Source organism: Paenibacillus sp. FSL H8-0261 (assembly GCF_045040645.1).
Classification (GTDB): Bacteria; Bacillota; Bacilli; order Paenibacillales; family Paenibacillaceae; genus Paenibacillus_AQ.
Genome location: NZ_CP150297.1, coordinates 1,400,055 through 1,421,815, shown reverse-complemented (window position 1 = coordinate 1,421,815; position 21,761 = coordinate 1,400,055). Strand labels below are relative to the sequence as shown.

Sequence of the window (21,761 nt, the reverse complement as noted above, 5' to 3'; positions counted from 1 at the left end):
TCTCAAGCACCTCTTTATCCCATTAGTTGTCGTGCTGTTCTGCCAATAATCTCGATCCCCTTGCGGATATCCTCATCCGTCACTCTGGAGAAACCGATCCGTATCGTATTTTGACCTTTACCGTCAGTGAAGAATATATCTCCTGCTGTAAAAATAACCCCTTGTTCATGACAGGCCGCTAGCAGCGTCCTTGTATTAAAGCCCTCCGCAAATGTTACAAAAAGATGCAATCCGCCATCCCCTGATAACGCCGTATAAGGAATAAACTCCTTACAGCATTGCAGGGTTAATTCATATTTTCGTTTATATTCCGCTCTGGCTTTTTTCAAATACTTCTCTAAATGGCCACCTAATAAGTACTGATACAAAATGGATTGATCCAGCGTCGAGGTATGAATGGTGCGTGCGCGCTTGACGCTTTCGAGAGAATAGATCAGCTCCTGATCTGCCAGCACCCAGCCTACGCGTAGTCCCGGAAATAATACCTTTGAGAAGCTACCTAGATAGATCACGCTGTTGCCGCTCCCTGCTGCTGCGATAAGTGGAGCCACATGTGAGCCCGAATAGCGTAACTCCTCGTTAAAACCATCCTCGATCACTGGTATTTGGTACCGGTTCATCAGCTTCATTAGCCTCTGTCTTTTCTCGGGAGACATTACAATGCCGGTCGGATTATGATAAGAGGGGACAAAGTAGGCACAGTCAAAAGCTTGCTCCTGCAATGCCTTCTCCAGCTCAACCAGATCAATCCCATCACGCTCCATAGGAATCCCGGTGATCTCAAAGCCATTCAGCTTCAGATTTTTGATCGCCGTATGATGCGTTGGATTCTCACAGATGACCGAACCATTCTTTTTGCTAAGTACTGACAATACAATATCGAATCCCTCTGTAAAGCCATTGGTGATTAATATATCCTTGCCTTTCATTTCAACGCCTTTGTGCTCCATGTACTGCTTCAAATAGTCTATTAAAGGCTTATACCCTTTGGCATATCCATAATTTAGTAAGACGTTGCCTTCCACCGACATACGATCCATAAAGGAGCGTTTCACATTATCTAGATCAAAAAGACTCTCATCAGGTGCGATGCTCGTGAAGGAGATCGTCCCCTTCTCCGCTCGTATGCCGCGCTTCATGATATCCAGATCCTCCGCCAGCCGCGCATGATCATTGATACGCGTCTTCCAGTCCATCGTCCAGGAAGAGATTGTTTCACTGCCGAGAGGTGTAGGTGCCACATAACTTCCCTGACCCTGCACGGCATACGCAAATCCATCATCCTCAAGCTCTGCATAAGCAGAGATTACGGAGTTGCGGCTAACCTTAAGCAATGTGCTGAGTTCTCGTGTAGAGGGCAGCTTTTGATTGCCTTGCAGACCGCCTTTTATGATTAAGTGCTTCATATAGTCTTTAATTTGTATATACACCGGCCGTCCGGCTATGAGCTTAAAATCCTTAAACATCTCTCAATCGCCCCCATGACTATCATGGCATAATCACTCGCTTAAAAAAAGAACCACAGCCATGGGATTTTAATCCGGCTGTGGTTCTATGAGAGGACAAATGCCCAAAAAATCAAGTTATAGATCTATGCTTCGATCACAAGCTCCCCTTCTCCAGCAGGGATCTCAAAACCATTTAAAAACCGGGTTAGTATGTCCTCAGTAATCGGAAATGCGGCATTGGCGTCAAAACGTTCACTCCGGATAAGCAGTCGCTGACGCAATTCATCTGGCTGAATTTTTAAGTGAATCAGTTCCCACACGCCACCATAACTCTCAATAAGTTGCTTGTAATCGTTCCGTCTCTGACGTTGCCAGAAGCTGAAATCGATGACAACATGATGTTTTGCCTGAAGCAGATTCACCAGCTCCTTACGTAGCTTTAATTCCGATTCTATTAAATAGGAACCATAATTCTCCTCTGGATAATCCACTCCAAAACGGCCGTAAGTGGCCCAAATGTCCTCATCTATCGAAAGCCGTACGAATCCTTCTTTCTCCAACTTTTGAGCAAAGGTCGTTTTACCCGACCCAGCTACACCGCACATCATTACAACGATGGGAACCGCGCTAGTACGCTTTTGCTGGAGTAATTTTTCGATGACCCTCTTTTCATTCAGCATTATAAAGCATCTCCCTTCCACTTGATCTAGTTTAATTACGGCGATGATGATGGTATACTCATCGTTACAAAATACTTTCTCAAAGGATTGTGATAAGGTTATGGTGAAATCAGTCCAGCAGACCTCCTAAAATGAAAAACGAAATAATTTTAGGAGGTCATAATAAATGATTTTTAACCCGATTGTCATTGATAACTGGAGTAGAAAACCCTATTTTGAACATTATTTAAACAATGTCAGATGCACCTATAGCATGACCGCAAATATTGATATCACCCTTCTACTGTCAGAGCTTAAGCATAAGGGAATTAAGCTGTACCCAGCACTAATCCACATGATAACTACGGTGGTGAACCGTCATAGTGAATTCCGCACATGCTTTGATTCTGAAGGTAGATTAGGTTATTGGGATAGCATGTCACCTAGTTTTACAATTTTCCATGATGATGATAAGACTTTTTCAAGCATCTGGACTTCGTACGGTGAAAAGTTTAATGATTTCTATAACCGTTATCTGGATGATATGAAAATGTACGGAAGCGTGAAACAATTTATCGCTAAAGCAAACGAACCACCGAACACCTTCCCTATTTCTAGTATTCCGTGGGTCAGCTTTACGGGCTTTAACCTGAACGTGTATAACGAGGGAACCTTCCTACTTCCCATCTTTACTATAGGAAAATATTTTCATCAAGACAAAAAAATACTATTACCAATATCGGGGCAATTCCACCATGCCGTGTGCGACGGTTACCATGCCAGCATGCTGTATAATGAATTGCAATCACGTGCAGATACCTATAAGGAATGGTTACCTAACATCTAATTATCCACTTTATTCTGCTGAGTGCGAACGATAGTTTAAACATAAAGGGTTCCACATATTAGGTATGGCTAATATGTGGAACCCTTTTTTTCATTTGATTTTCTCATCAATCTCCCGAAATATCTGCCGACCATTGCCCGTTCTGCCAAAATAGCCTGAGTACCATCGCTGTTCCCGGAGAAGGTGCAACTGCGCTGTAGAATGTGACACCAGGAATTAACTGTGCAAGGAAATTCCGAATAACACCACCATGTGTGACTACCAATACCCTGCTTGTTATTACCTCAGCCTTTTTTTCACTAATTGCAGCCTGCACAAATGTATCCTCAGCCCCTCGCCCCAGATCTGACAGGAAGCTACGCAACCGTTTGTCAAACTGCGCCCATGTTTCACCATCCGGTGGTGTAATTGTGGAAGGATTATCAATCAACCTTCTATACAGTGAGTTATCCTTCAATTCCTCATAAGTACAGCCTTCGAAAGCTCCAAAATTTATTTCGCGCAGACGCGGATCGTAGACAGCCACCTTCTCTAAAGAAGGAGAAATGTAAGCTAGAGTCTCCCGACATCTAAGCAAATCGCTGCAAAATACACACCAAAAATCATTCGATACTTCAGACTGCTGCTTAAGCTGAGATAGCTGCTCTACTGCACTAGATAGCAACGGGAGATCCGAATGTCCTAAGTAACGATGCTCAGCATTCCACTGAGTTTGCCCGTGGCGAACAAGTACTAATTCTAGCTCTATTGAAGGAAACGCCATATCTAGCATTAGCCCCCGATCCATATCCATGCCACAACCGCGCATAAGCCTACAAAAATTGAAGAGGAGAGCATCATCATCCGCGAGGTCTGAATAATATCGTCCGGCTCCATCGCTCGTACCGGATCACCCATATAGGCTCGGAAAGAAGCGACACCATGATAGACGTTCTCTCCTCCGAGACGGATACCAAGTGCGCCCGCAACAGCGGATTCTGGATAGCCGCTATTTGGGCTTGGATGGAGACGCGCATCCCTCTTCACCATTTGCAAACAATTGCGCCAATCCAGACGAAGCAGCCATGCACACAGTGCCAAGAGCAATGCCGTAATCCGTGCTGGAATGAAGTTGGCAACATCATCAAGCCGAGCGGATGCCCAGCCGAGATCTCGGTATTTATCATTCTTATATCCCACCATGGAATCGAGTGTGTTTACTGCTCGATAAGCCATAGCAAGCGGCGCGCCACCGATGAGCGCATAGAACAATGGAGAAATAATCGCATCGACGATATTCTCTGCTACAGTCTCTACCGTGCCGCGCACAATTTCCGGGGAATCTAGCGAAGTCGTATCACGCCCCACGATCATCCCCAACGCCTTGCGGGCAGCAGGGAAATCGCCCTTCTGCAATTCCACATACACCGCCATCCCTGCATCCTTTAGTCCCTTGGAGGCAATCGTGGTTGAAATCAACCAAGCCTCGGCTATCCAGACGAGCCATGGTGAGATATATGACAGCAGCCATAGCAGAATGGCTGTCAGTGCCCAAGCACCACCCGCCACACATAGCGGAAGTAACACCCCTGCTCTGCGCAGGCTTTGCGGGTGGGACCATAAACGACGGATCGCCCGCTCCAGAGCCGTGATTGCTTTGCCCATACCGATTACGGGATGGGGCAAGCTACGCGGATCACCTACGATCCGATCAATTACATAAGCCGCAAGCAGTACTAAAGCGATTGTCACAGGCGATCACCTCTGTACATTCTCCAGCAATTCCAGCTACCTATTCTCATTAGCTGTCCTTCCTTGCCTGAACCGATAGCAAACTCCCTGTCACAGCGCTATATACAAGACGCCCGATTGCGCCCCCAAGATCGGTAGCGGTTCCGGCGTAAACATGCTCTGCCTTGTATCGCCCACTTTGGCTCACAGCGAGCACTATCGCATCCGTAGTTGTTCCGGTAGCGATCAGGCCATTCTCGGGATCGGTAATCCCGAGGTCTGCCAGTGCAGCAGCTTTGGCTTCGACAGCTGTCTGCACAGCATTGACCATGGCCGCCGGTGTCAGGCGGCCATCAATACCTAGCATTATGTTAATCGTACCCGGGCGATAAACAGCCAGCACATTGCGTTCCACACCCGCGCGCGCAGCATTTCCTGCGGCGGCAGTAACGCAAACAAAAATACCCGCTGAGCCGATGTCTTCCTCAGCTACCGCTGCATGCTCTAGCGGTACTGCCGTCATCAGACCGGCACAGCCAGACATTGAATAACCCCACTCGCGGAGCTTATTCTCCATATCCTGAACAGGATCACTACATTCATAATTGCGGTCAACATATAAATTGACGGCCCTCTCTAGCCGATTCATTCCTCCACCATAGAACGCACTCGATAAACCATCTGCTTCAGCAGGTAGCTCTAGTAGCAGATGGTTTCCCTTCCACTGTAAAGCAAGCCCTGGCCAGATGGCCGAATGGTACTCTTTTACGCCTCCTGCGAGGTTAAATGGAATCTTTACTTGCACCATATATCGATCTTGCTCCTTCCACAGCACATTACTTTTATCCATTCATCCAACCCGCTTCGCGGTCGCGCCTGTACTTCCCCAACCGTCTCACTTAGAAACTACCTAATTCTCTATTTCACAGCAAATGACTATCTGCTCTAAAATCTACTCCAACACATGCCCCTAATTTCAGCTCTGAACACATACTCAATATCCACTCCACAGATACTCGATTTCTACTACAACACATACTCCAATATCCACCTAGAAATCCATCCCTCACCCATCTATTGCACTTTATACAACAAATTCAGCTTTATTCACTGGCAAAAGCCATTCTGCTGTATTTCTTGCAATAGAATGTCACGTAAAAACCTAATTCGCATCATTTTCCAAATTTCTATTGTACACAGTGCTATAGAATCGAATTGCTACGCCAGCAAAGCGAGTTCTGTTGTACGAAATACAACGAATGCACTTTGGAGGATGTCCATCAGAAGCTATCTCACCAAACTTTGTCACAACCCTAAGCATGCGAGCTGAAGCCTGCCATCCGGTATCAAATCGCAACTTCTGCGGTACTTGAGTCACTTATTCATTAGAATCCCTGCCTTCTCTACGCCGCGAGTGTCACTTACAGTAGACTCCCATCCCCCTGCGCTACACCTGTCACTTAGCAGCAAACCCGCTGCCCTCTAAGCTACACAGGTCACTTATCCGCCAGAATTTCCTTCATCTGTTTTAGCAGCCGGACATTATCCTCATGTCCCTTAACTGCTACTCGGATATGCTCGTCTCCTAGACCGGGGTACATAGCGCAGCTGCGCACCAGTATACCGACACGCCCAAGACGGGTCTGCATCTCAGCCGCACTCCATGGCGAAGGCAGGCCACAGAGCAGAAAGTTGGCTTCGCCTGGCGGCACATCGCAGCCTAGCTGTATAAGGCCTTGACGCAGCAGCTCCCGTTCAGTGGCGATCAGTTCGCGTGTGCGATGTCCATACTCGTGCCCACACTCAAGGCAGGCTTCGCCCGCCAGCAGCGCCAAACCATTCACGCTCCAGGTAACCTGCTTTCCGGTCATCGCCTTTGCCAGCTCGGGATGCGAAATGGCAAACCCGAGACGCAGTCCGGGAATCGCATAAAATTTCGTCATCGACCGCACCAAAATCGTATGCGGAAACTGATCCAGATCCGGCAAAAGCGTATTTCGTTCTGCTTCAGGAATAAAATCAATAAAGGCTTCATCCACAGCCAAATACGTCCCGTAGCTTTCAGCCTTCTGCGCTAACCAGCGCAGCTCATCCACAGTATACTGAACGCCATTAGGGTTGTTCGGCTGTCCAAGGAACAGCAGATCAACCTTCTCCAGCAGCCCGGAAATCTCATTCACTCCAGCTCGGAAGTGCTGTTCCCTTGTCCCCTGAACAGATAATACTTCTGCGCCGAATTGCACAGATAGCTGCCGGTACTCAGAAAAACAAGGTTCTACGATACCTACCTTTTGCGGAGCAATCGCAAGCAGCAACAATGCCATAGATTCTGCGGCTCCGTTGCCTACTGTCAACCAACTACTATGTATACCAAGGTCCTTTGCTAGCAGACTTTTGAAGCGCCGATGTCCAGGGTCAGGGTAGGCAACCACCGTAGACAATGCTGTTCTAAGTAGCTCTAAGACGGCTGGCGGAGGCCCGATAGGATTGATGTTTGCGCTGAAATCAAGAAATGTGCCACCAGCCTCCTCATAAAGTTCCGCAGCTGTTAGCAAATCACCGCCATGGCCGTATTTTTCAAGCATATTTACACTCCCTCTATCCACTTTCGTTTGTTCGATATGTATCTCATTGCCACCATTATTGCGTCTTTGCCGGGAATACGTCAATGCTCACTAAAGGAATCACCTGAATAACCGCTTGCCTCAAATCGACATTAAAATCTACGAGATGTCAAAAGATAATAAAGTTCTAGACTGGCAGCCTCATCAGATCTATGGACACGCTGTCCCAGAACCCGAAAAAAAGAAGTCGACCATTTCGTTGGTCGACTTCTAATTTTTTTCTATTGCGCGGTCAAAATTTGTGGACCTTCAGCCGTAATGGCAATCGTATGCTCGTATTGGGCGGCGAGCTTGTTGTCCATCGTCCGTGCGGTCCAGCCGTCCGGATCGATTGTCATCAAGTAGGTACCTTCGGTGATCATGGGCTCAATCGTGAACACCATACCTTCCTTGATACGTGGGCCTTTTCCAGGCTTGCCGACATGCATATAAGTCGGCTCCTCGTGCAGGTCGCGGCCGATGCCATGAGCGAGAAGGTCGCGGACGACGCCGAAACCGTGTGATTCCGCATGCCGCTGAATCGCACTCGTCACATCGCCGAGTCGATTGCCGGGCTGAGCCTGCTCGATGCCCAGATCAAGACATTCCTTCGTGACACGCATCAACTTCTCGGCCATCGGCGAGATCTGCCCTACCGCATAACTCCAGGCCGAATCGCCGAGCCAGCCATCGAGCTCAGCGACCGTGTCAATCGTCACGATATCCCCTTCCTCAAGTGGCTTATTGCTAGGGAAGCCATGCGCGATTACATCGTTGGCGGAGGCACAGGTCGCATATTGATAGCCCCTATAGCCTTTCTGGTATGGCTTTGCGCCGTGCTTCAACATAATGTCCTCGAATATGCGCTCAATCTCGTTGGTGGTAATACCCGGTTTGATAAGCGGGGCGATTGTACGATGACATTCAGCCACCACTTGGCATGCCTTGCGGATAGCCTCAATTTCATGCTTGCTTTTTAAAATGACCATGTTCGTATCAGGACCCCTTCGTAATAGCTTGGATAGCGAGTCGGGCGATTCGATCGACGTTCAGATCGGAATTGCCCGCATAGTAGTGCAGCCCACAGCAACCGACCAGCACAGCAAGCATATGGTCGACGCTGTCGTCTTCGCACTGTGCGATCGATTGGAGTGGAACGTACAGGCGTTCCATAAACCGTCTCTTGGCGTGGTGTCGATCCCTTTCAGACAAGCCTACATAATGTTCCGCCGCCATTTTGTAGACGAGATATGCGCGGGCGTCCGACTGCCACAGCTGGAGCAGTGCTTTACAATACATCAACAACTGCCTGTCATCCGGTGGGCTGCCGCTGATGTCCGCCCATTTTGCGATAACTTGCTCACATCGCTCAAAGCCGCTTTCTAACACATCTTCTATTAATAAATGCCGGTTGGGATAATAATGGTATACTGTGCCGTAACCAAGACCTGCCTCGCGGGCGACGTCGCGAATATCAAAGCTGCCGCCCGTGCGAAAGTAGGAGCGCGCGGCGACGTCCAGGATCTGTTCTTTGCGCTGTATGCGTATGAGCTCATTTTGTTCTTTGGTACGGGGGCACATAACGTGTAACCTCCTTATTTAGACCTGCAAATTTGTCAATATAAAAATAGTAACCCATGGGCTGAAGAAATGCAAAAGATTTGTTGGTGTTCGATAAAATGAAGTACTGAACAATAAGACTGAGTGCTGGAAATTCTTCAATTTAAAAATCGCGTTAAATCAATGAATCCAATCTAAGACTTTATTTTCACCGAAACACGAAGCGATCTCTTTTGTTAAAAAACTGCTTTTGGTTTAAAATGAGAACTGTAATCAATTTTGCTGCAACGGAGGAATTCACTATGATTTTTATTGATAACACAGGGATTACTGACGCTTCCATCAATTTGGCGATTGAGGAATATGCGCTGAAACACTTGCCGATGGACGAGAGTTACCTGCTTTTTTATATTAACAGCCCATCTATCATCATCGGTAAACACCAAAATACGATTGAAGAAATCAATCAGGAATATGTTAAAGAGAATGATATTAAGGTTGTACGTCGTCTGTCCGGCGGTGGCGCGGTCTATCACGATCTCGGAAATTTGAACTTCAGCTTCATTACTAAGGACGACGGCCAATCCTTCCATAACTTCTTGAAATTCACCCAGCCGGTGATCGACTACTTGCAAAGCATGGGTGTTAACGCTGAGCTTAGCGGACGGAATGATCTTCAAGTCGGCGAACAAAAAATTTCCGGCAACGCTCAATTCTCCACACGTGGACGCATGTTCAGCCATGGCACACTGATGTTTGACCTCAATTTGGACAATGTACAAGCCTCTCTAAAAGTAAATCCAGAGAAGTTCAAATCGAAGAGCACCAAATCCGTACGTAGTCGCGTAGCCAACATCAAAGAGCTGCTAGGTACAGACATGACCATTGAAGAGTTCCGCTCCGGTCTCCTACGTTCGATCTTTGGCATGGAGCCATCCGAGGTCCCTCAGTATAAGCTTCAGGAAGCAGACTGGGACAAAATCCACGAAATTTCCAAAGAGCACTACCAGAACTGGGACTGGAACTACGGTCTGTCACCAAAAAGCAATGTCAAACACACACGTAAATTCCCTGCTGGAATTATTGATATTCGTATGGATATTGAGGATTCCCTCATTAAGGACATCAAAATCTATGGTGACTTCTTTGGGGTTGGTGACGTAGTAGATGTTGAAAATGCACTTCGTGGCAAACGTTATAATGAGGCAGAGGTTAGAGAAGCATTAGCTGATCTGGATTTGAAGCATTATTTCGGACGTATTGAGCCGGAGGACTTTATCGGACTGGTTTTCTTAGAGGAATAGTTACACAAAAATAAAGGGGCCTGCTTATCCTATGCGCAATTTGCGTAAAGAATAGACAAGCCCCTCTTTCATATTCATTTTAGTTCAAGGAGAAAGTATAAATACATAGACAACGAACGCTAGAGTCAGCATGATGCAGACGTTCTCTACGGCTCCACCTTTTTTCGTGCCTGTACTCATTAGCTTTAGACGCAGCTTAAAGGGTATTGGCGGCAATGGTGTAATTCCTCTTTGAGTAAGGGAGTCTGCCAGTAGATGAAGTGCATACGACATACCGCCAGCTATCCACAGACTGCCACCATCATTTATACCCGCTGAGGCAAAATACAATAAGGCGCTCCAGCCCACAACTCCATACAAGGTATGTGTCAGTCCACGATGAGGAACAACCGATGAGACTACAAGCACGCACGCTGCAATGTAGTTCCATGGATCATAGGCTTCCCCGAAGGCAAAGAGTGCTATGGCAATCAAGATCATGACCAAATGGCGCAGCTTTCGACTAGGCAGGAAAGATACACTTCCGACTAGCAGTGCAAGCACAATATTCCAAGGACGTTCCACGATTCCGGCAAAATAGAGATAGATCGCCGCGCCTATCAAAGCAATTTGCAGCGCTCTTAATAGAAATTCTGGAATCGCCTTGCGCACAAGCAGCGAATTCGGTTCATCGATATCAGGAAGCAAAGAACTTAATGCTGCGACCGCAATAACCGGAATCGTAATCTCATGCGACATCAAACTCATTACAGATAGGGTAACCCCAGTGCTGATTATTAAATGGGATCTGCCCATCATGGTGAAACCGCTCCTTTCTAAGATGCGAAAAACAAGAACAAATGTGCGGTTATCGAAGTATATCAAGACCCTGTTTTTTTGTCTAGCCTAATCCCTTAAATCCCTTTAAATATAAGCCTTTGAGCGATTCCTATCTTGTCCTCCCCATGAATATACGATACAATTTGGACAACTTGACCTTGTCGTTCTTACAAGGACGGCATTTGCCGAAGAGAGGATGACCTAAGAAGTGAAGCGTTCCCGTATGGCCGATTTCAGCCTGCTACTTGTGGCGATGATGTGGGGATGCACCTTTCTGATTGTTCAAAATGCTGTCAAAGTGCTCCCTCCACTCGCGTTTAACAGCATCCGCTTTACAGGTGCTGCCCTGTTGCTGGCTCTAATCACTTTTATTTTTTACCGCAAGGAGTGGAAACAGCTAAGTTTCCGCATGGTACGTGATTCTCTGCTGCTAGGCCTTTTTTTGTTTATGGGCTATGGCTTCCAGACCATGGGACTTCTATATACAACCACCTCCAATACCGGGTTTATTACCGGTCTATCGGTCGTATTGGTTCCGTTTCTCTCTCTGGCGCTACTAAAGCATGCCATTTCACGTTACACTTGGTTCAGCGCGGCGCTTGCCGCAGTAGGTCTTTATCTGCTGACCTTCACCGGCTCTGCCTTGTCCCTGAATAAAGGCGACGCTTTGATCTTGCTCTGCGCCATAGCTTTTGCGCTACAAGTCGCATATACTGGCGTTTATGCACCTCATTATCCGGCGTTGCCGCTGGCATCCTTGCAGCTCGCCTTCGTTGGACTGTTCAGTATTGTCGCTTCGCTTATCTTTGAAGGAGCTGCACCGCTGGCACACAGCGCAGAGCTTATCAAGGACCCGGACGTTCTCTGGGCACTTTTAATCTCTATTGGTCCTACCAGCGCTTTTGCTTTCTGGATTCAAACCGCTTGCCAGAAGTACACTACGCCTTCCCGGGTAGCCATTATTTATGCCACAGAACCTGTATTCGCTGTTCTGACAGGCTTAGCCTTTGGCGGAGAAACGCTTGGTATGTCCGCTCTGCTCGGTTGTGGTTGTATTCTGGGAGCTATGCTTATGGCAGAGCTGAGCCCGGAACCGGGTCAGAATCAACATAAGAAGAATTATTTTTCCAAATTACATTTATTTAGAAAGAGATAAGGAGAGAGACAAATGTACAAATTGATCGCGATTGATATTGATGACACTCTAATTAACGATGACAAGGAAGTAACACCCGCTACACAGACTGCGCTTGAAGAGGCTGTAGCCGCTGGCGTTGTTGTAACCCTTGCTACAGGCCGAGCTTATGCTTCTGCACAAGCCATTGCCCGTCAAACTGGACTTAACGTGCCAATCATCACTTACCAAGGCGCACTCGTTAAGAACTTGCTCGATGAAAAGGTACTATATGAGCGTTACGTACCACAAGATGCAGTACACAAGCTGTTCACTTACTGTGTGGAGCATAATCTGCATTTGCAAACTTACATTGACGACAAGCTGTATGCCCGTGAAGACAACCAGAAGATCAAAGATTATACAGACCTGAACAAAACGCCATATTATATTGAACCAGATTGGGAGAAGCTTGTCCCACAAAAAACACCAAAAATGCTGATTATCGATGATCCTGCATTCTTGGATGAGCTGGCTCCAATTCTACGTGAATTGCTCGGCGATTCCGTGCATATTACCAAATCTAAACCACAATTCCTAGAAATCATGCATCATGAAGGAACGAAGGGAATTGCACTTGAATTCCTAGCCAATCATTTTGGTTGTGATCTCTCCGAGACTATGGCTATGGGTGACTCTTGGAACGACCATGAGATGCTGGAAGCTGCCGGTCTGGGCGTTGCTATGGCGAACGCTATTCCTGCGCTGAAAGAAATTGCTGATTTCGTAACCCTGAGCAACAATGAAGATGGCGTAAAATACGCGATTGATAAATTCATTCTCAATAAAGTGAACTAAATCGGCTGAACTTAATAGTTTTAGTGATAAAGTTCAGTTGCAACTACGGTGAATATTTGGACTTACGGTCGCTGTTAGGTTTGAATTTCATGATTTAAACCGTTGTCAACGGTAGAAATTCAAACCTAAAGGCGATCGCTTACGCTCCTACAGTTCCAAACTTTCCCCTCCATTGCTCCTTCCTTTACCTCAAGTTCTTAAGTTCAATCTATATAAATTCACTTTCTTAAGAAAAGGGTGTTGCTACGCCATATTTTATGACGTTGCAACACCCTTTTGTTATTTCAGCAAGCTCGGTATTCCTGTAGATGCAAACTCTAATGCCTCTTGCTCTTGCTCACCCTCCCCAGCCTCTTCCTCTTCCAGCTGAGAATAGTACAAGCCATGATATCTTCCTTCTGCTGCAAGTAGCTCCTCGTGGGTACCACTCTCCACAATTTCACTGTTCTCCATCACTATAATGACATCAGCGTTCTGAATCGTTGATAGACGGTGAGCGATAACGAGTGTGGTTTTGTCTCCCATTAATTTACGAATCGCTTGCTGCACCAGCTTCTCCGATTCATTATCAAGCGCAGCAGTAGCTTCATCCAGCAACAAAATTGGAGAGTTCCTAAGAATCGCTCTCGCAATCGATAGTCGCTGGCGTTGTCCACCGGACAGGCGTGAACCTTCCTCACCGATATCTGTATCGAGGCCCTCCGGTAAGTCCATTACAAAATCATAAGCGTTCGCTTGTCGCAAAGCTTCCAGAATTTCATGCTCATCTGCATCTGGATTTCCATTTCGGATGTTATCACGGATACTTCCTGTATAAAGCCCTGACTCTTGCGGCACATAAGAGAAGTGACTCCTAAGTTTAGCTAAACTCATCTCGCTTGTCTTCTCATTATTTATAAACACTTCACCCTCATCAGGTTCATACAACCCAAGGAGTACCTTAAAAAGTGTAGATTTCCCTCCACCGCTCGGTCCCACAATTGCCATTTGAGCCCCTTTGTGAAGCTCTAAGCTGATTTTGTTCAAACTACGTCTCTCCACTCCCGGATAAGAGAAGGATACCGAGGACATGACCATACGCTCAAATTCAGGCTGTTTCGTAGCTGCTTCGGGTAAAGCCTCCACTTCTACAGGGCTATCCAACACTTCAAAGATCCGTCCCGCCGCCCCAAGTGATTGCTGCATCGAATTGATCAGTCCTGGCAATGCCGAGAACGGCATCACTAAATAATTCATGAGCTGGATGAAAGCAATCATCGCACCGACCTCAAGTGATCCTTTTGCCACAAAATAACCAGCCACGACCAGCGCCAGAAGAAACGTAAAGTTTCCCAAAAAAGAGGAGAATGAGCCAGTAGCTCCCTCAATTCTTCCCCGTTTTAATTCTTCGGAAGTGATATTCTCACTATGTTCCTGATACTGCTTCATTAGTCTGCGTTCAATGCTAAAGGATTTAAACACCATACTACTGCCTAGAATGTCATGTAAAAAGGAAGTAATCTTGCTCATATTAGTCTGAATCTTCACACTGTTCTCACGCATCGCTGAACCGAAGATTTTTCCCGTAAGGAACATCAAAGGCCCCATTGCAAAACAGATCAATGCCAGTAGCCAGTTAATATAGAGCAAATAACCAAAAGCCGCAAGAGCAAGCAAAGGGTTACGGATTAAATCAATCATTACCTCGCCGGTAGCATTACCCACAGATTGATTATCATTAGTAAAGCGGGACAACAAATCTCCGGAGTGATTACGGTCAAAATAAGACTGAGGAAGAGCTAAAGCATGTCGCATCATATCTAGCCGCAGTTCATTTCTGATCTTGGCTGAGATTTTATTTTTGAGATAGCGATCGAAAAAACCGTTGATTGCACTCACTAATAAGTAGATTAATCCGAATATAACCAGCCCTTTAAAAGCTTTCACATCAAGTCTAACCGCCGCATCCGTAATTACTGAGAGCAGCCAAGCAATCGTTAAATCCAGAACAATCCCAAATAAAGTCGTAAACAATAAAACCGTATATAAGAGCTTGTGCCTTAACATGTATGTACTTAATCTTGAGAAAACACCTTTCTGCTTCAAAAAAATCAGCCCTCTCCCCTATTAGCTACTTATTACTCCCTTCCTGTCGTTGATAATTATTCTATATATGTAAATATAAGACGGCAATACTTTCTGATTATAAAGGATAAACATGATTCTGAATACCGAATGCAATAGATATCACAAAAGGAACATCAACTGTCCGAGATTGCCCGAGTGATGCCCCTTAGCCAAATCGCATATATATTGTTGCTGTCTTTTTCATGTATACTAGAACCAGTTTGACTATCTTAACAAAAAATAGAGGAGTAACTTCACAACATGATCAAAAGACTTACTGCACTATTTTCAATTCCCTCTTATGCCTTACTCTTTTTATGTATGCTACTTCAGGGAATGGGGATTTCACTCAGTTCACCCTTCTTATCCATTTATTTCACGGAACAGCTTGGCGTATCTGTCGGATTGTTTGGTGTTTTTCTAGCCACCACGTTAATTGCCGGAATATGGATCAGTACACTAATCGGGAGACGCTCTGACCTTGGTTTAAATCGAAAAAACATTTACCTTGTTGCCACACTCTGTAATGCGCTGGCATATAGCGGGTACTTGCTCATTCAGGATTTCACGATCTTGTTCATCTACATGATTGTGTTCACCGCCCTCGGTGCACCAGGGATGCCTCAATTGTTCGCCATTGCTAGAGAAGCAGTGAATAAGAGCAATTTTACGGATACTGCGTTTGCTAATTCTACCTTGCGTTCTGCTTTCTCTCTCGGCTTTATTACAGGTCCTTTAATCGGCACCCTGCTAATCGCTGCTGTTGGGTTTAAGGGGATTTTCACGGGTACGATCGGAGTATTCCTGCTTGTTGCCTTACTCGTTTTCTTCTTTCTCAAATCAAATACAGTTACAGAGCTGAGCAGCAACAAGGCTGAAGTAAAAGTGAAAACTTTCCGGCTCAGTCAGAACCGCAATATTCTGCTTCCTTTTCTGATTCTGATACTCATGTATGTAGCTCACTGGACGAGCAGCATCAATACGGCCCTCTTTATTACAAATAATCTAGGGGGATCGACAAGCGATGTCGGTCTAGTCAGCAGTATATGTGCTGCGCTGGAAATTCCGTTTATGATTATGCTCGGTCTACTCAGTGCGAAGTACAGTAACCGAGCCTTGATGATGTGTGGGGCCATTTTAGGAGGAGCATATTATCTCGTTGTCATTTTCTCAGGCGAGATGTGGCAGATGCTTGCAGCCCAAGTTCTACTAGCCGTTTTCGTTGCTGTGATATCAGCGATTGGCATTAGTTACATCCAAGATCTGCTCCCAAACATGCCTGGGTATGCTTCCACGCTTTATTCTAATTCATCCACGATCGGTAGACTGATTGGGAGTCTTGTTGGCGGGGGCTTAGCCAGTATTGTAGGTTACCGGTATTCATTTGTGCTCTGTTTTATACTCATCATTGTTTCCTTAGTCATGCTCGCGGTAAGCGGACGTCACCCTTTAAATGAACCAGAACAATTAACTGTTTAATCCGTTTATTTCTACTTGCCCATTCTCTTCTAAAGTGAAGAGAATGGTTTTTTGTATATTGGAATTCTCATACCTGTCTGGGCTAGAGTAACGTTCTCCGGTAAAATATATGCTTCTCTCATATCCACATCATGCGACATATGGGTATACACTGCCTTTTTAGGCTTCACGATTTGCAGTAGCTCCGCTGCCTCCGTCATGTCGTACACAGAACGGGTGGATAGCTCCGCCGCTTCGTAATAGAAGCTTGTACCAAGGACCAGCAAGTCCGCTCCATGCATCAGGCGTGTCTCCTCAGCCCCAAGAGATATGGAATCAGGACAATACACCCATGTATAATCCTCCTTCTCTAGCCGAAAGGCGTACGAATATCCATTCTTACCATGGTTTACTTTCCAGGTATCTATCTTCCAGCCGTCCAGTTCTATCCCTTCATCACAGGGAATCATCTCGATGTGATTTCGCAGCCAAGGGTATTGCCGATCGATAATAGGAATAACTTCTGCTGGAGTATAAAGTTCACCCTTAATGCCTGTCCATCGACAAGCATCTGCCCATTCCGGTAGCCCACCAATATGATCAAAATGAGCATGCGTTACCAGCAGTCTTCGCATATTCCGCACTCCCTGCGCCTCCATCTGACGTCGCCAATCTGGCCCACAATCAATCACTAGGAAGTCACTGCCATTATCTATAAGTACAGAGGAACGCAGCCTTGTATTGCTCCCATGCTCCCTTGCTTCTGTGCAGGTCTCGCAGCTGCAATATATCCGTGGAACACCCATGGCATCCCCAGTACCCAAAAACACCAACGTATCCATAATCTCTCTCTCCTTCAGTTCCCATCAAGGAAGTCTTAAATTATCATATGTCTATCTTAAAGATGCTCACCAAAATATCCCCACAAAGTGAAGCTTCGCTTCGATGCGTACCCAGGTACTTTGCGGGGGCCCCAAATATATACTTTCGTCAAAAAAGTCATCCCTTAAGCAGTAGCCCTGCTAGGATGACTCTATTTTTACACCTCTACCTATATTCCGGCAAGTATCTGATACCAAATTCCCCGCTTGGAATAAAGCGTGCTTCGCACCTCAGCCCAGCCCCCTAAATAATTAATATCGAAGAGACCCGCTGGATCGGGGTAGCGGCTTTTGTTCTCCGCATAGACCTGTTTATCTACGGGACGAAAGCCATATTTTGCAAAGATCTCTTGTGCCTGTGGGGTCATCAAGAAATCAACTAATGCTTCTGCTGCCGCGCGTGTCCCATGCTTATCCGCATACTTCTCTACGACAGCCGCCGGGTTCTCAATCAGCATTGTATTTTTAGGAATAATGACTTCATATTTAACACCCTGAGCAATCCGGGCCAGCAGTTCATTCTCATAGGTGACAATGACATCACCCACTCCATACTCGAAGGCAGCCATAGATGCACGTCCGCTCTTATCCAAAGACTCCACATTGGCATGTACACTTTCTAAAAAAGCTTTCGCTGCTGCTGGATCCTTAACGCCCTCTTGCTCCTCTGACAGCTTCAGACCAGCCCCATAGATCGCGTTAATATCCCACTGCGCACCACCGGATGTTTTGGGATTTGGGTATAACACTTTAATCCCTGGCTTGGCTAAGTCCGCAAAATCGTGAATTCCTTTGGGGTTTCCCTCACGGGTACCAAGTGCGACTACCGAACGTGTCACCATGCCTTGTTCACCCTGCTCTTTCCACGTTGGCGCTACGAGTCCAGCCTTAACCAGCTTCTCGACATCACCTTCCATGGCTAGCAGTGTAACATCTGCTTCGAACCCACCTACGATTGCACGTGCCTGTGTTCCGGAAGCTTCATAGGACTGCTGAAAACTAATCTCCTGTCCAGTATCCGCTTTCCACTGCGCTGCAAATAACGGCAAAATATCTTCCATCGCATCCTTAGCCACACTGTATGCGCCAACGACTAGCGTAACATCCCCTTGCTTCGAAGGATCTGCCATCGTCGTAATCGCCTTCTCATTCCCGCAACCGACTGCCGCCAGCGTGAGTATGGCCAGCATTAGGGCAGCAAAACATCCGTGCAGTTGTCTGCTCCTTTTGAAATTCATTGCGGCCCACATCCTTCGAGGTAATGATTTTAATGTTTCCTTGAAAGTAGCTCTATGGCTGAACTAAAAATTCAAGTAACCAACGTTCGGTATTTGCCGTAATTACGCGGAATGTTTGGACTTTCGGCCGCTGTTATGCTCTAATTTCTTGATTGGAACCGTATTACGGTTGAAATTAGAACATAAAGGCGGTCGCTACAACTCCTACAGTTCCAAACTTCCACTCCATTACTCTATACCAATACTTCAGTTCCTCTAATCCTAGCTCATCACATTCGCTACTCTTCAAAAAAAAAAATTGAAAATCATATTATTTATTTTATATTAAATAAATATCGGCATCGGATCTTCTTTCAGGTTGTTCTCCTGGATCCAGCTTCGCTCATCATTAAACAGGTAAGCGCGGTGCACAAGGACTGAGATATCCTGTCCCGGCTGCAATGTTTCTTTCTCCAAAGAACGGTAAGTGACCAGTTTATGACCATTAACTTCAACCTCAACGAGCCATTCACTTCCACGGAAATGCAGATGCTTTACGACACCTTTTTCCGTAGCTGAAGCCATCTTGAACTCATGCAGGTTACCAACTTCAATATACTCAGGACGAATTAGTGCTTTGGTAGGCTTACCGTCTCCAGCGCCTTTAAAGCCTTTCACCTCAGAAGCATCTTCAATCAGTGTCGACTCCCCGATAAAAGTTGCCACAAATGGTGTTTTAGGCTCCTTATAAATATCCCAAGGTGTACCCTTTTGTTCCAACTGCCCTTGGTTGATGATCATAATCTCGTCCGCGACTTCAATCGCTTCGTCTTGGTCATGTGTTACGAAGATGGAAGTGATGCCAACACGCTCAATCAGCTCACGTAGCCAAGCTCGCAGCTCCTGACGGATCTTCGCATCAATAGCTGCGAACGGCTCATCTAAGAGTAATAGCTGTGGTTCAGGCGCAAGTGCACGGGCAAAGGCTACACGTTGACGTTGTCCACCAGATAGCTGATGCGGATAACGCTTCTCGAAGCCTTTTAATCCCGTAAGCTCCACCAGTTCCATAACACGGTCACGAATGGCAGTTTTGCTGGCCTTCTTAACTTTTAATCCAAAAGCAATATTATCAAAAACAGTCATATGCTTAAATAATGCATAGTTCTGAAAAACGAAGCCGATCCCACGCTCTTGAGGAGGAAGATTGTTAACTGTCTGACCATGAAAAATGATCTCGCCATTATCCGGTGTCTCCAGCCCTGCGAGCATACGAAGAATCGAAGTTTTACCGCCACCACTCGGGCCGAGCAGTCCGATCAGATGACCTTTTGTAATGGTGAAATTGACGTCCTTGACCGCATGAAAATCTCCAAAATGCTTATTTAATCCCCGCACTTCAACATGCATATTACTGCACTTCCTTTCTTCTCTTGGTCCATTCCATCAACAACAGTAGACCTGCGGAAAATGCAGCCAAAACTAGCGCTATTCCTCCAGCAGCCGTTACATTAAAATTCTCAACATCCTGATAGACTAGCGTCGTCGCCGTCTGGGTTTTGTTCATAATGTTACCCGAGACCACGAGCACCGCCCCGAACTCACCTAGTGAACGAGCCACCGTAAGGATGACCCCATACACAACCGCCCAACGAATCGAAGGCCAAGTCACCTTCCAAAAAATTGTCCAGCCACGAGCGCCCAGTGTAGAAGCAGCTTCCTCCTGCTGTGAACCAATCTCCTGAAGCACCGGCATTACCTCACGCACCATTAAAGGAAAGGTTACGAACAAGGTGGCAATGATCATTCCAGGAATCGCATAGACGATCTTCAGCCCAATCCCTTCAAACATCGCACCCAAGGCGCTATCCGGACCCAGCAGCAGGACAATCATCAGCCCGCCAATGACAGGGGACACAGCATAAGGCAAATCAACAATACTGTTAAGCAAGCCCTTTAGACGTCTATTTATCCAGTTCGCTCGAACAAGATACAGCGCCATCATAATTCCGAACAACGTATTTAATAACGTAACTACGATCACAACAAGCCCAGTCATCATAAGCGCATGCAGCGCTTCAGGCCTAGTCAGAGCATCCCAGAAACCACCAAATCCTTCACTAAAAGCACCTATAGCCATTTTCCCTAGCGGTGCAGCGATTAGCAGAAAAAACACCAAGTAGGTGAGTCCGATCCAAAATTTTCTCATGAGCGTCTCCCCCGCATCTGCAGCATATTAATGAGCCAAAGAATGAGAAAAGATAAGGTCAAGAGAATGACAGAAACCGCTGCTGCGGAAACCGGATTATCACTTTCAACTTCACCAAAAATAAAAACAGAAGATACGAGTGTACGACCTGGAATATTGCCTGCTACGAGGACTACAGCGCCGAATTCAGCAATTGCCCGCGAGAAAGCAAGCATTCCACCGCTGATCATCCCAGGAGCCATAGAGGGGAGAATAACATGCCAGAAGACTCTAGTTCCCTTGGCACCCATTGTATATGCCGCTTCCTCTTCGGAAGGATCAAGTTCCTCCAGCAAGGGCTGAACCGCTCGAATCACGAAGGGAAAGGTTACGAAGACCATAGCAATTACGATTGCCGGTTGATGAAAAACAATTTCAAAACCAAGCGCTTCTGCAGCCTTGCCGATAAGACTACCAGGTCCGAGCAAGAGTAAAATCATCAAACCACCAACTGCCGTCGGCAGTGCAAATGGTAAATCCACAAGACTATTAAGCAATGCTTTACCAATGAATTGATAACGAATAAGAACCCAGGCAATCATTGTTCCTAAAAAGACATTAATTAAAGTAGCGATGATCGCCAGCTTTAAGGTTAACAGCACCGACTTCCAGGCAATCGGGTCGCTTATGCTTTCCACAAAATTACCGAAACCCAGTGAAAAAGAGTTGTAATAGACCCCAAGTATAGGCAGCACGATCAATACTACAAAATAGAGCAAAATTGTAGTTCGGAAACCCCAAGTCCAACCTTTGTGTCTAAGCAGCGAATTCAATGATTTTGCCCTCCCACCTCCGGATAACCGGTCGGTATACTAACCAACATCCCCATTAATTATTCCTATTTATATACTTGGTTTTATATTATTACTACTTTACCAAATCCTTCTCGTTGTCGTCAATTACTTTCAAGTGAATTTGGGGTAAAATAT

General features: G+C 46.1%; 20 protein-coding genes. 5 read left to right on the top strand and 15 right to left on the bottom strand.

The features are described 5' to 3' along the window. Positions 1 to 14 precede the first annotated feature (14 nt). Positions 15 to 1,466, bottom strand: coding sequence for a PLP-dependent aminotransferase family protein (locus tag MHI27_RS06250; protein WP_405175844.1), 1,452 nt, complete (start codon positions 1,464 to 1,466; stop codon positions 15 to 17). Between the two features lie 125 nt (positions 1,467 to 1,591). Continuing rightward, positions 1,592 to 2,128: an AAA family ATPase gene (locus tag MHI27_RS06245; protein ID WP_405175843.1), complete on the bottom strand. Its 537-nt coding sequence runs from the start codon at positions 2,126 to 2,128 to the stop codon at positions 1,592 to 1,594. 166 nt (positions 2,129 to 2,294) lie between these two features. On the opposite strand from MHI27_RS06245, the gene catA reads away from it, so the two are divergent. After that, the gene (catA, locus tag MHI27_RS06240; protein ID WP_405175842.1) at positions 2,295 to 2,954 is read left to right on the top strand and encodes a type A chloramphenicol O-acetyltransferase; all 660 of its coding nucleotides are present in this window, start codon (positions 2,295 to 2,297) and stop codon (positions 2,952 to 2,954) included. A 106-nt stretch (positions 2,955 to 3,060) separates the two neighbouring features. On the opposite strand, the gene MHI27_RS06235 is transcribed toward catA, so the two are convergent. From MHI27_RS06235 to MHI27_RS06210, 6 genes are all read right to left on the bottom strand, one after another. After that, the gene (locus tag MHI27_RS06235) at positions 3,061 to 3,747 is read right to left on the bottom strand and encodes a histidine phosphatase family protein (RefSeq protein ID WP_405175841.1); all 687 of its coding nucleotides are present in this window, start codon (positions 3,745 to 3,747) and stop codon (positions 3,061 to 3,063) included. Beyond that, positions 3,726 to 4,685 (bottom strand): adenosylcobinamide-phosphate synthase CbiB, encoded by a 960-nt coding sequence (gene cbiB, locus MHI27_RS06230; protein WP_405175840.1) that lies wholly within the window; start codon positions 4,683 to 4,685, stop codon positions 3,726 to 3,728. The genes MHI27_RS06235 and cbiB overlap by 22 nt, the downstream gene beginning before the upstream one ends. Before the next feature lie 49 nt (positions 4,686 to 4,734). Next, positions 4,735 to 5,514, bottom strand: a complete 780-nt coding sequence (locus MHI27_RS06225) for an adenosylcobinamide amidohydrolase (protein ID WP_405175839.1) — start codon at positions 5,512 to 5,514, stop codon at positions 4,735 to 4,737. 646 nt (positions 5,515 to 6,160) lie between these two features. Then, entirely contained in the window at positions 6,161 to 7,249 is a 1,089-nt protein-coding gene (locus MHI27_RS06220) for a pyridoxal phosphate-dependent aminotransferase (protein WP_405175838.1), read from the bottom strand. Positions 7,250 to 7,509: 260 nt separating this feature from the next. After that, on the bottom strand, positions 7,510 to 8,256 hold the full coding sequence (gene map, locus MHI27_RS06215) for a type I methionyl aminopeptidase (protein WP_076284095.1): 747 nt from the start codon (positions 8,254 to 8,256) through the stop codon (positions 7,510 to 7,512). Between the two features lie 7 nt (positions 8,257 to 8,263). Continuing rightward, positions 8,264 to 8,848: a TetR/AcrR family transcriptional regulator gene (locus MHI27_RS06210; protein ID WP_076298271.1), complete on the bottom strand. Its 585-nt coding sequence runs from the start codon at positions 8,846 to 8,848 to the stop codon at positions 8,264 to 8,266. A gap of 281 nt (positions 8,849 to 9,129) precedes the next feature. On the opposite strand from MHI27_RS06210, the gene MHI27_RS06205 reads away from it, so the two are divergent. Next, positions 9,130 to 10,131, top strand: a complete 1,002-nt coding sequence (locus MHI27_RS06205) for a lipoate--protein ligase (protein WP_042185606.1) — start codon at positions 9,130 to 9,132, stop codon at positions 10,129 to 10,131. Between the two features lie 84 nt (positions 10,132 to 10,215). Here the strand turns inward: MHI27_RS06205 and MHI27_RS06200 are convergent, their stop codons facing one another. After that, on the bottom strand, positions 10,216 to 10,929 hold the full coding sequence (locus MHI27_RS06200; RefSeq protein ID WP_405175837.1) for a metal-dependent hydrolase: 714 nt from the start codon (positions 10,927 to 10,929) through the stop codon (positions 10,216 to 10,218). A 229-nt stretch (positions 10,930 to 11,158) separates the two neighbouring features. Here MHI27_RS06200 and MHI27_RS06195 point away from each other — a divergent pair, with 229 nt between their 5' ends. Then, the gene (locus tag MHI27_RS06195; RefSeq protein ID WP_405175836.1) at positions 11,159 to 12,106 is read left to right on the top strand and encodes a DMT family transporter; all 948 of its coding nucleotides are present in this window, start codon (positions 11,159 to 11,161) and stop codon (positions 12,104 to 12,106) included. Positions 12,107 to 12,118: 12 nt separating this feature from the next. Next, positions 12,119 to 12,922, top strand: coding sequence for a Cof-type HAD-IIB family hydrolase (locus tag MHI27_RS06190; RefSeq protein WP_042124947.1), 804 nt, complete (start codon positions 12,119 to 12,121; stop codon positions 12,920 to 12,922). 279 nt (positions 12,923 to 13,201) lie between these two features. Here MHI27_RS06190 and MHI27_RS06185 read toward each other — a convergent pair whose 3' ends face one another. Beyond that, positions 13,202 to 15,007, bottom strand: a complete 1,806-nt coding sequence (locus tag MHI27_RS06185; protein ID WP_405175835.1) for an ABC transporter ATP-binding protein — start codon at positions 15,005 to 15,007, stop codon at positions 13,202 to 13,204. Between the two features lie 282 nt (positions 15,008 to 15,289). Here MHI27_RS06185 and MHI27_RS06180 point away from each other — a divergent pair, with 282 nt between their 5' ends. Next, entirely contained in the window at positions 15,290 to 16,507 is a 1,218-nt protein-coding gene (locus MHI27_RS06180) for a sugar efflux transporter (protein WP_042185600.1), read from the top strand. 29 nt (positions 16,508 to 16,536) lie between these two features. Here MHI27_RS06180 and MHI27_RS06175 read toward each other — a convergent pair whose 3' ends face one another. The 5 genes from MHI27_RS06175 to cysT form a co-directional block, all read right to left on the bottom strand. After that, complete coding sequence (locus MHI27_RS06175) at positions 16,537 to 17,328, bottom strand: MBL fold metallo-hydrolase (RefSeq protein WP_405175834.1); 792 nt, start codon at positions 17,326 to 17,328, stop codon at positions 16,537 to 16,539. A 209-nt stretch (positions 17,329 to 17,537) separates the two neighbouring features. Then, positions 17,538 to 18,605 (bottom strand): sulfate ABC transporter substrate-binding protein, encoded by a 1,068-nt coding sequence (locus tag MHI27_RS06170; RefSeq protein ID WP_405175833.1) that lies wholly within the window; start codon positions 18,603 to 18,605, stop codon positions 17,538 to 17,540. Positions 18,606 to 18,929: 324 nt separating this feature from the next. Continuing rightward, a complete protein-coding gene (locus MHI27_RS06165) occupies positions 18,930 to 19,994 on the bottom strand; it encodes a sulfate/molybdate ABC transporter ATP-binding protein (RefSeq protein ID WP_042124940.1) in 1,065 nt (354 codons plus the stop codon). A 1-nt stretch (position 19,995) separates the two neighbouring features. After that, complete coding sequence (locus MHI27_RS06160) at positions 19,996 to 20,793, bottom strand: sulfate ABC transporter permease subunit (protein ID WP_042185594.1); 798 nt, start codon at positions 20,791 to 20,793, stop codon at positions 19,996 to 19,998. Beyond that, on the bottom strand, positions 20,790 to 21,605 hold the full coding sequence (gene cysT, locus MHI27_RS06155; RefSeq protein WP_405175832.1) for a sulfate ABC transporter permease subunit CysT: 816 nt from the start codon (positions 21,603 to 21,605) through the stop codon (positions 20,790 to 20,792). The genes MHI27_RS06160 and cysT overlap by 4 nt, the downstream gene beginning before the upstream one ends. Between the last annotated feature and the right edge of the window lie 156 nt (positions 21,606 to 21,761).

Bases quoted from the DNA above. Each gene is read 5' to 3' on its own strand.
- MHI27_RS06250 (WP_405175844.1), bottom strand. From the start codon at position 1,466: ATGTTTAAGGATTTTAAGCTCATAGCCGGACGGCCGGTGTATATACAA.
- MHI27_RS06245 (WP_405175843.1), bottom strand. From the start codon at position 2,128: ATGCTGAATGAAAAGAGGGTCATCGAAAAATTACTCCAGCAAAAGCGT.
- catA (WP_405175842.1), top strand. From the start codon at position 2,295: ATGATTTTTAACCCGATTGTCATTGATAACTGGAGTAGAAAACCCTAT.
- MHI27_RS06235 (WP_405175841.1), bottom strand. From the start codon at position 3,747: ATGGATATGGATCGGGGGCTAATGCTAGATATGGCGTTTCCTTCAATA.
- MHI27_RS06225 (WP_405175839.1), bottom strand. From the start codon at position 5,514: ATGGATAAAAGTAATGTGCTGTGGAAGGAGCAAGATCGATATATGGTG.
- MHI27_RS06220 (WP_405175838.1), bottom strand. From the start codon at position 7,249: ATGCTTGAAAAATACGGCCATGGCGGTGATTTGCTAACAGCTGCGGAA.
- map (WP_076284095.1), bottom strand. From the start codon at position 8,256: ATGGTCATTTTAAAAAGCAAGCATGAAATTGAGGCTATCCGCAAGGCA.
- MHI27_RS06210 (WP_076298271.1), bottom strand. From the start codon at position 8,848: ATGTGCCCCCGTACCAAAGAACAAAATGAGCTCATACGCATACAGCGC.
- MHI27_RS06205 (WP_042185606.1), top strand. From the start codon at position 9,130: ATGATTTTTATTGATAACACAGGGATTACTGACGCTTCCATCAATTTG.
- MHI27_RS06200 (WP_405175837.1), bottom strand. From the start codon at position 10,929: ATGATGGGCAGATCCCATTTAATAATCAGCACTGGGGTTACCCTATCT.
- MHI27_RS06190 (WP_042124947.1), top strand. From the start codon at position 12,119: ATGTACAAATTGATCGCGATTGATATTGATGACACTCTAATTAACGAT.
- MHI27_RS06180 (WP_042185600.1), top strand. From the start codon at position 15,290: ATGATCAAAAGACTTACTGCACTATTTTCAATTCCCTCTTATGCCTTA.
- MHI27_RS06175 (WP_405175834.1), bottom strand. From the start codon at position 17,328: ATGGATACGTTGGTGTTTTTGGGTACTGGGGATGCCATGGGTGTTCCA.
- MHI27_RS06170 (WP_405175833.1), bottom strand. From the start codon at position 18,605: ATGAATTTCAAAAGGAGCAGACAACTGCACGGATGTTTTGCTGCCCTA.
- MHI27_RS06165 (WP_042124940.1), bottom strand. From the start codon at position 19,994: ATGCATGTTGAAGTGCGGGGATTAAATAAGCATTTTGGAGATTTTCAT.
- MHI27_RS06160 (WP_042185594.1), bottom strand. From the start codon at position 20,793: ATGAGAAAATTTTGGATCGGACTCACCTACTTGGTGTTTTTTCTGCTA.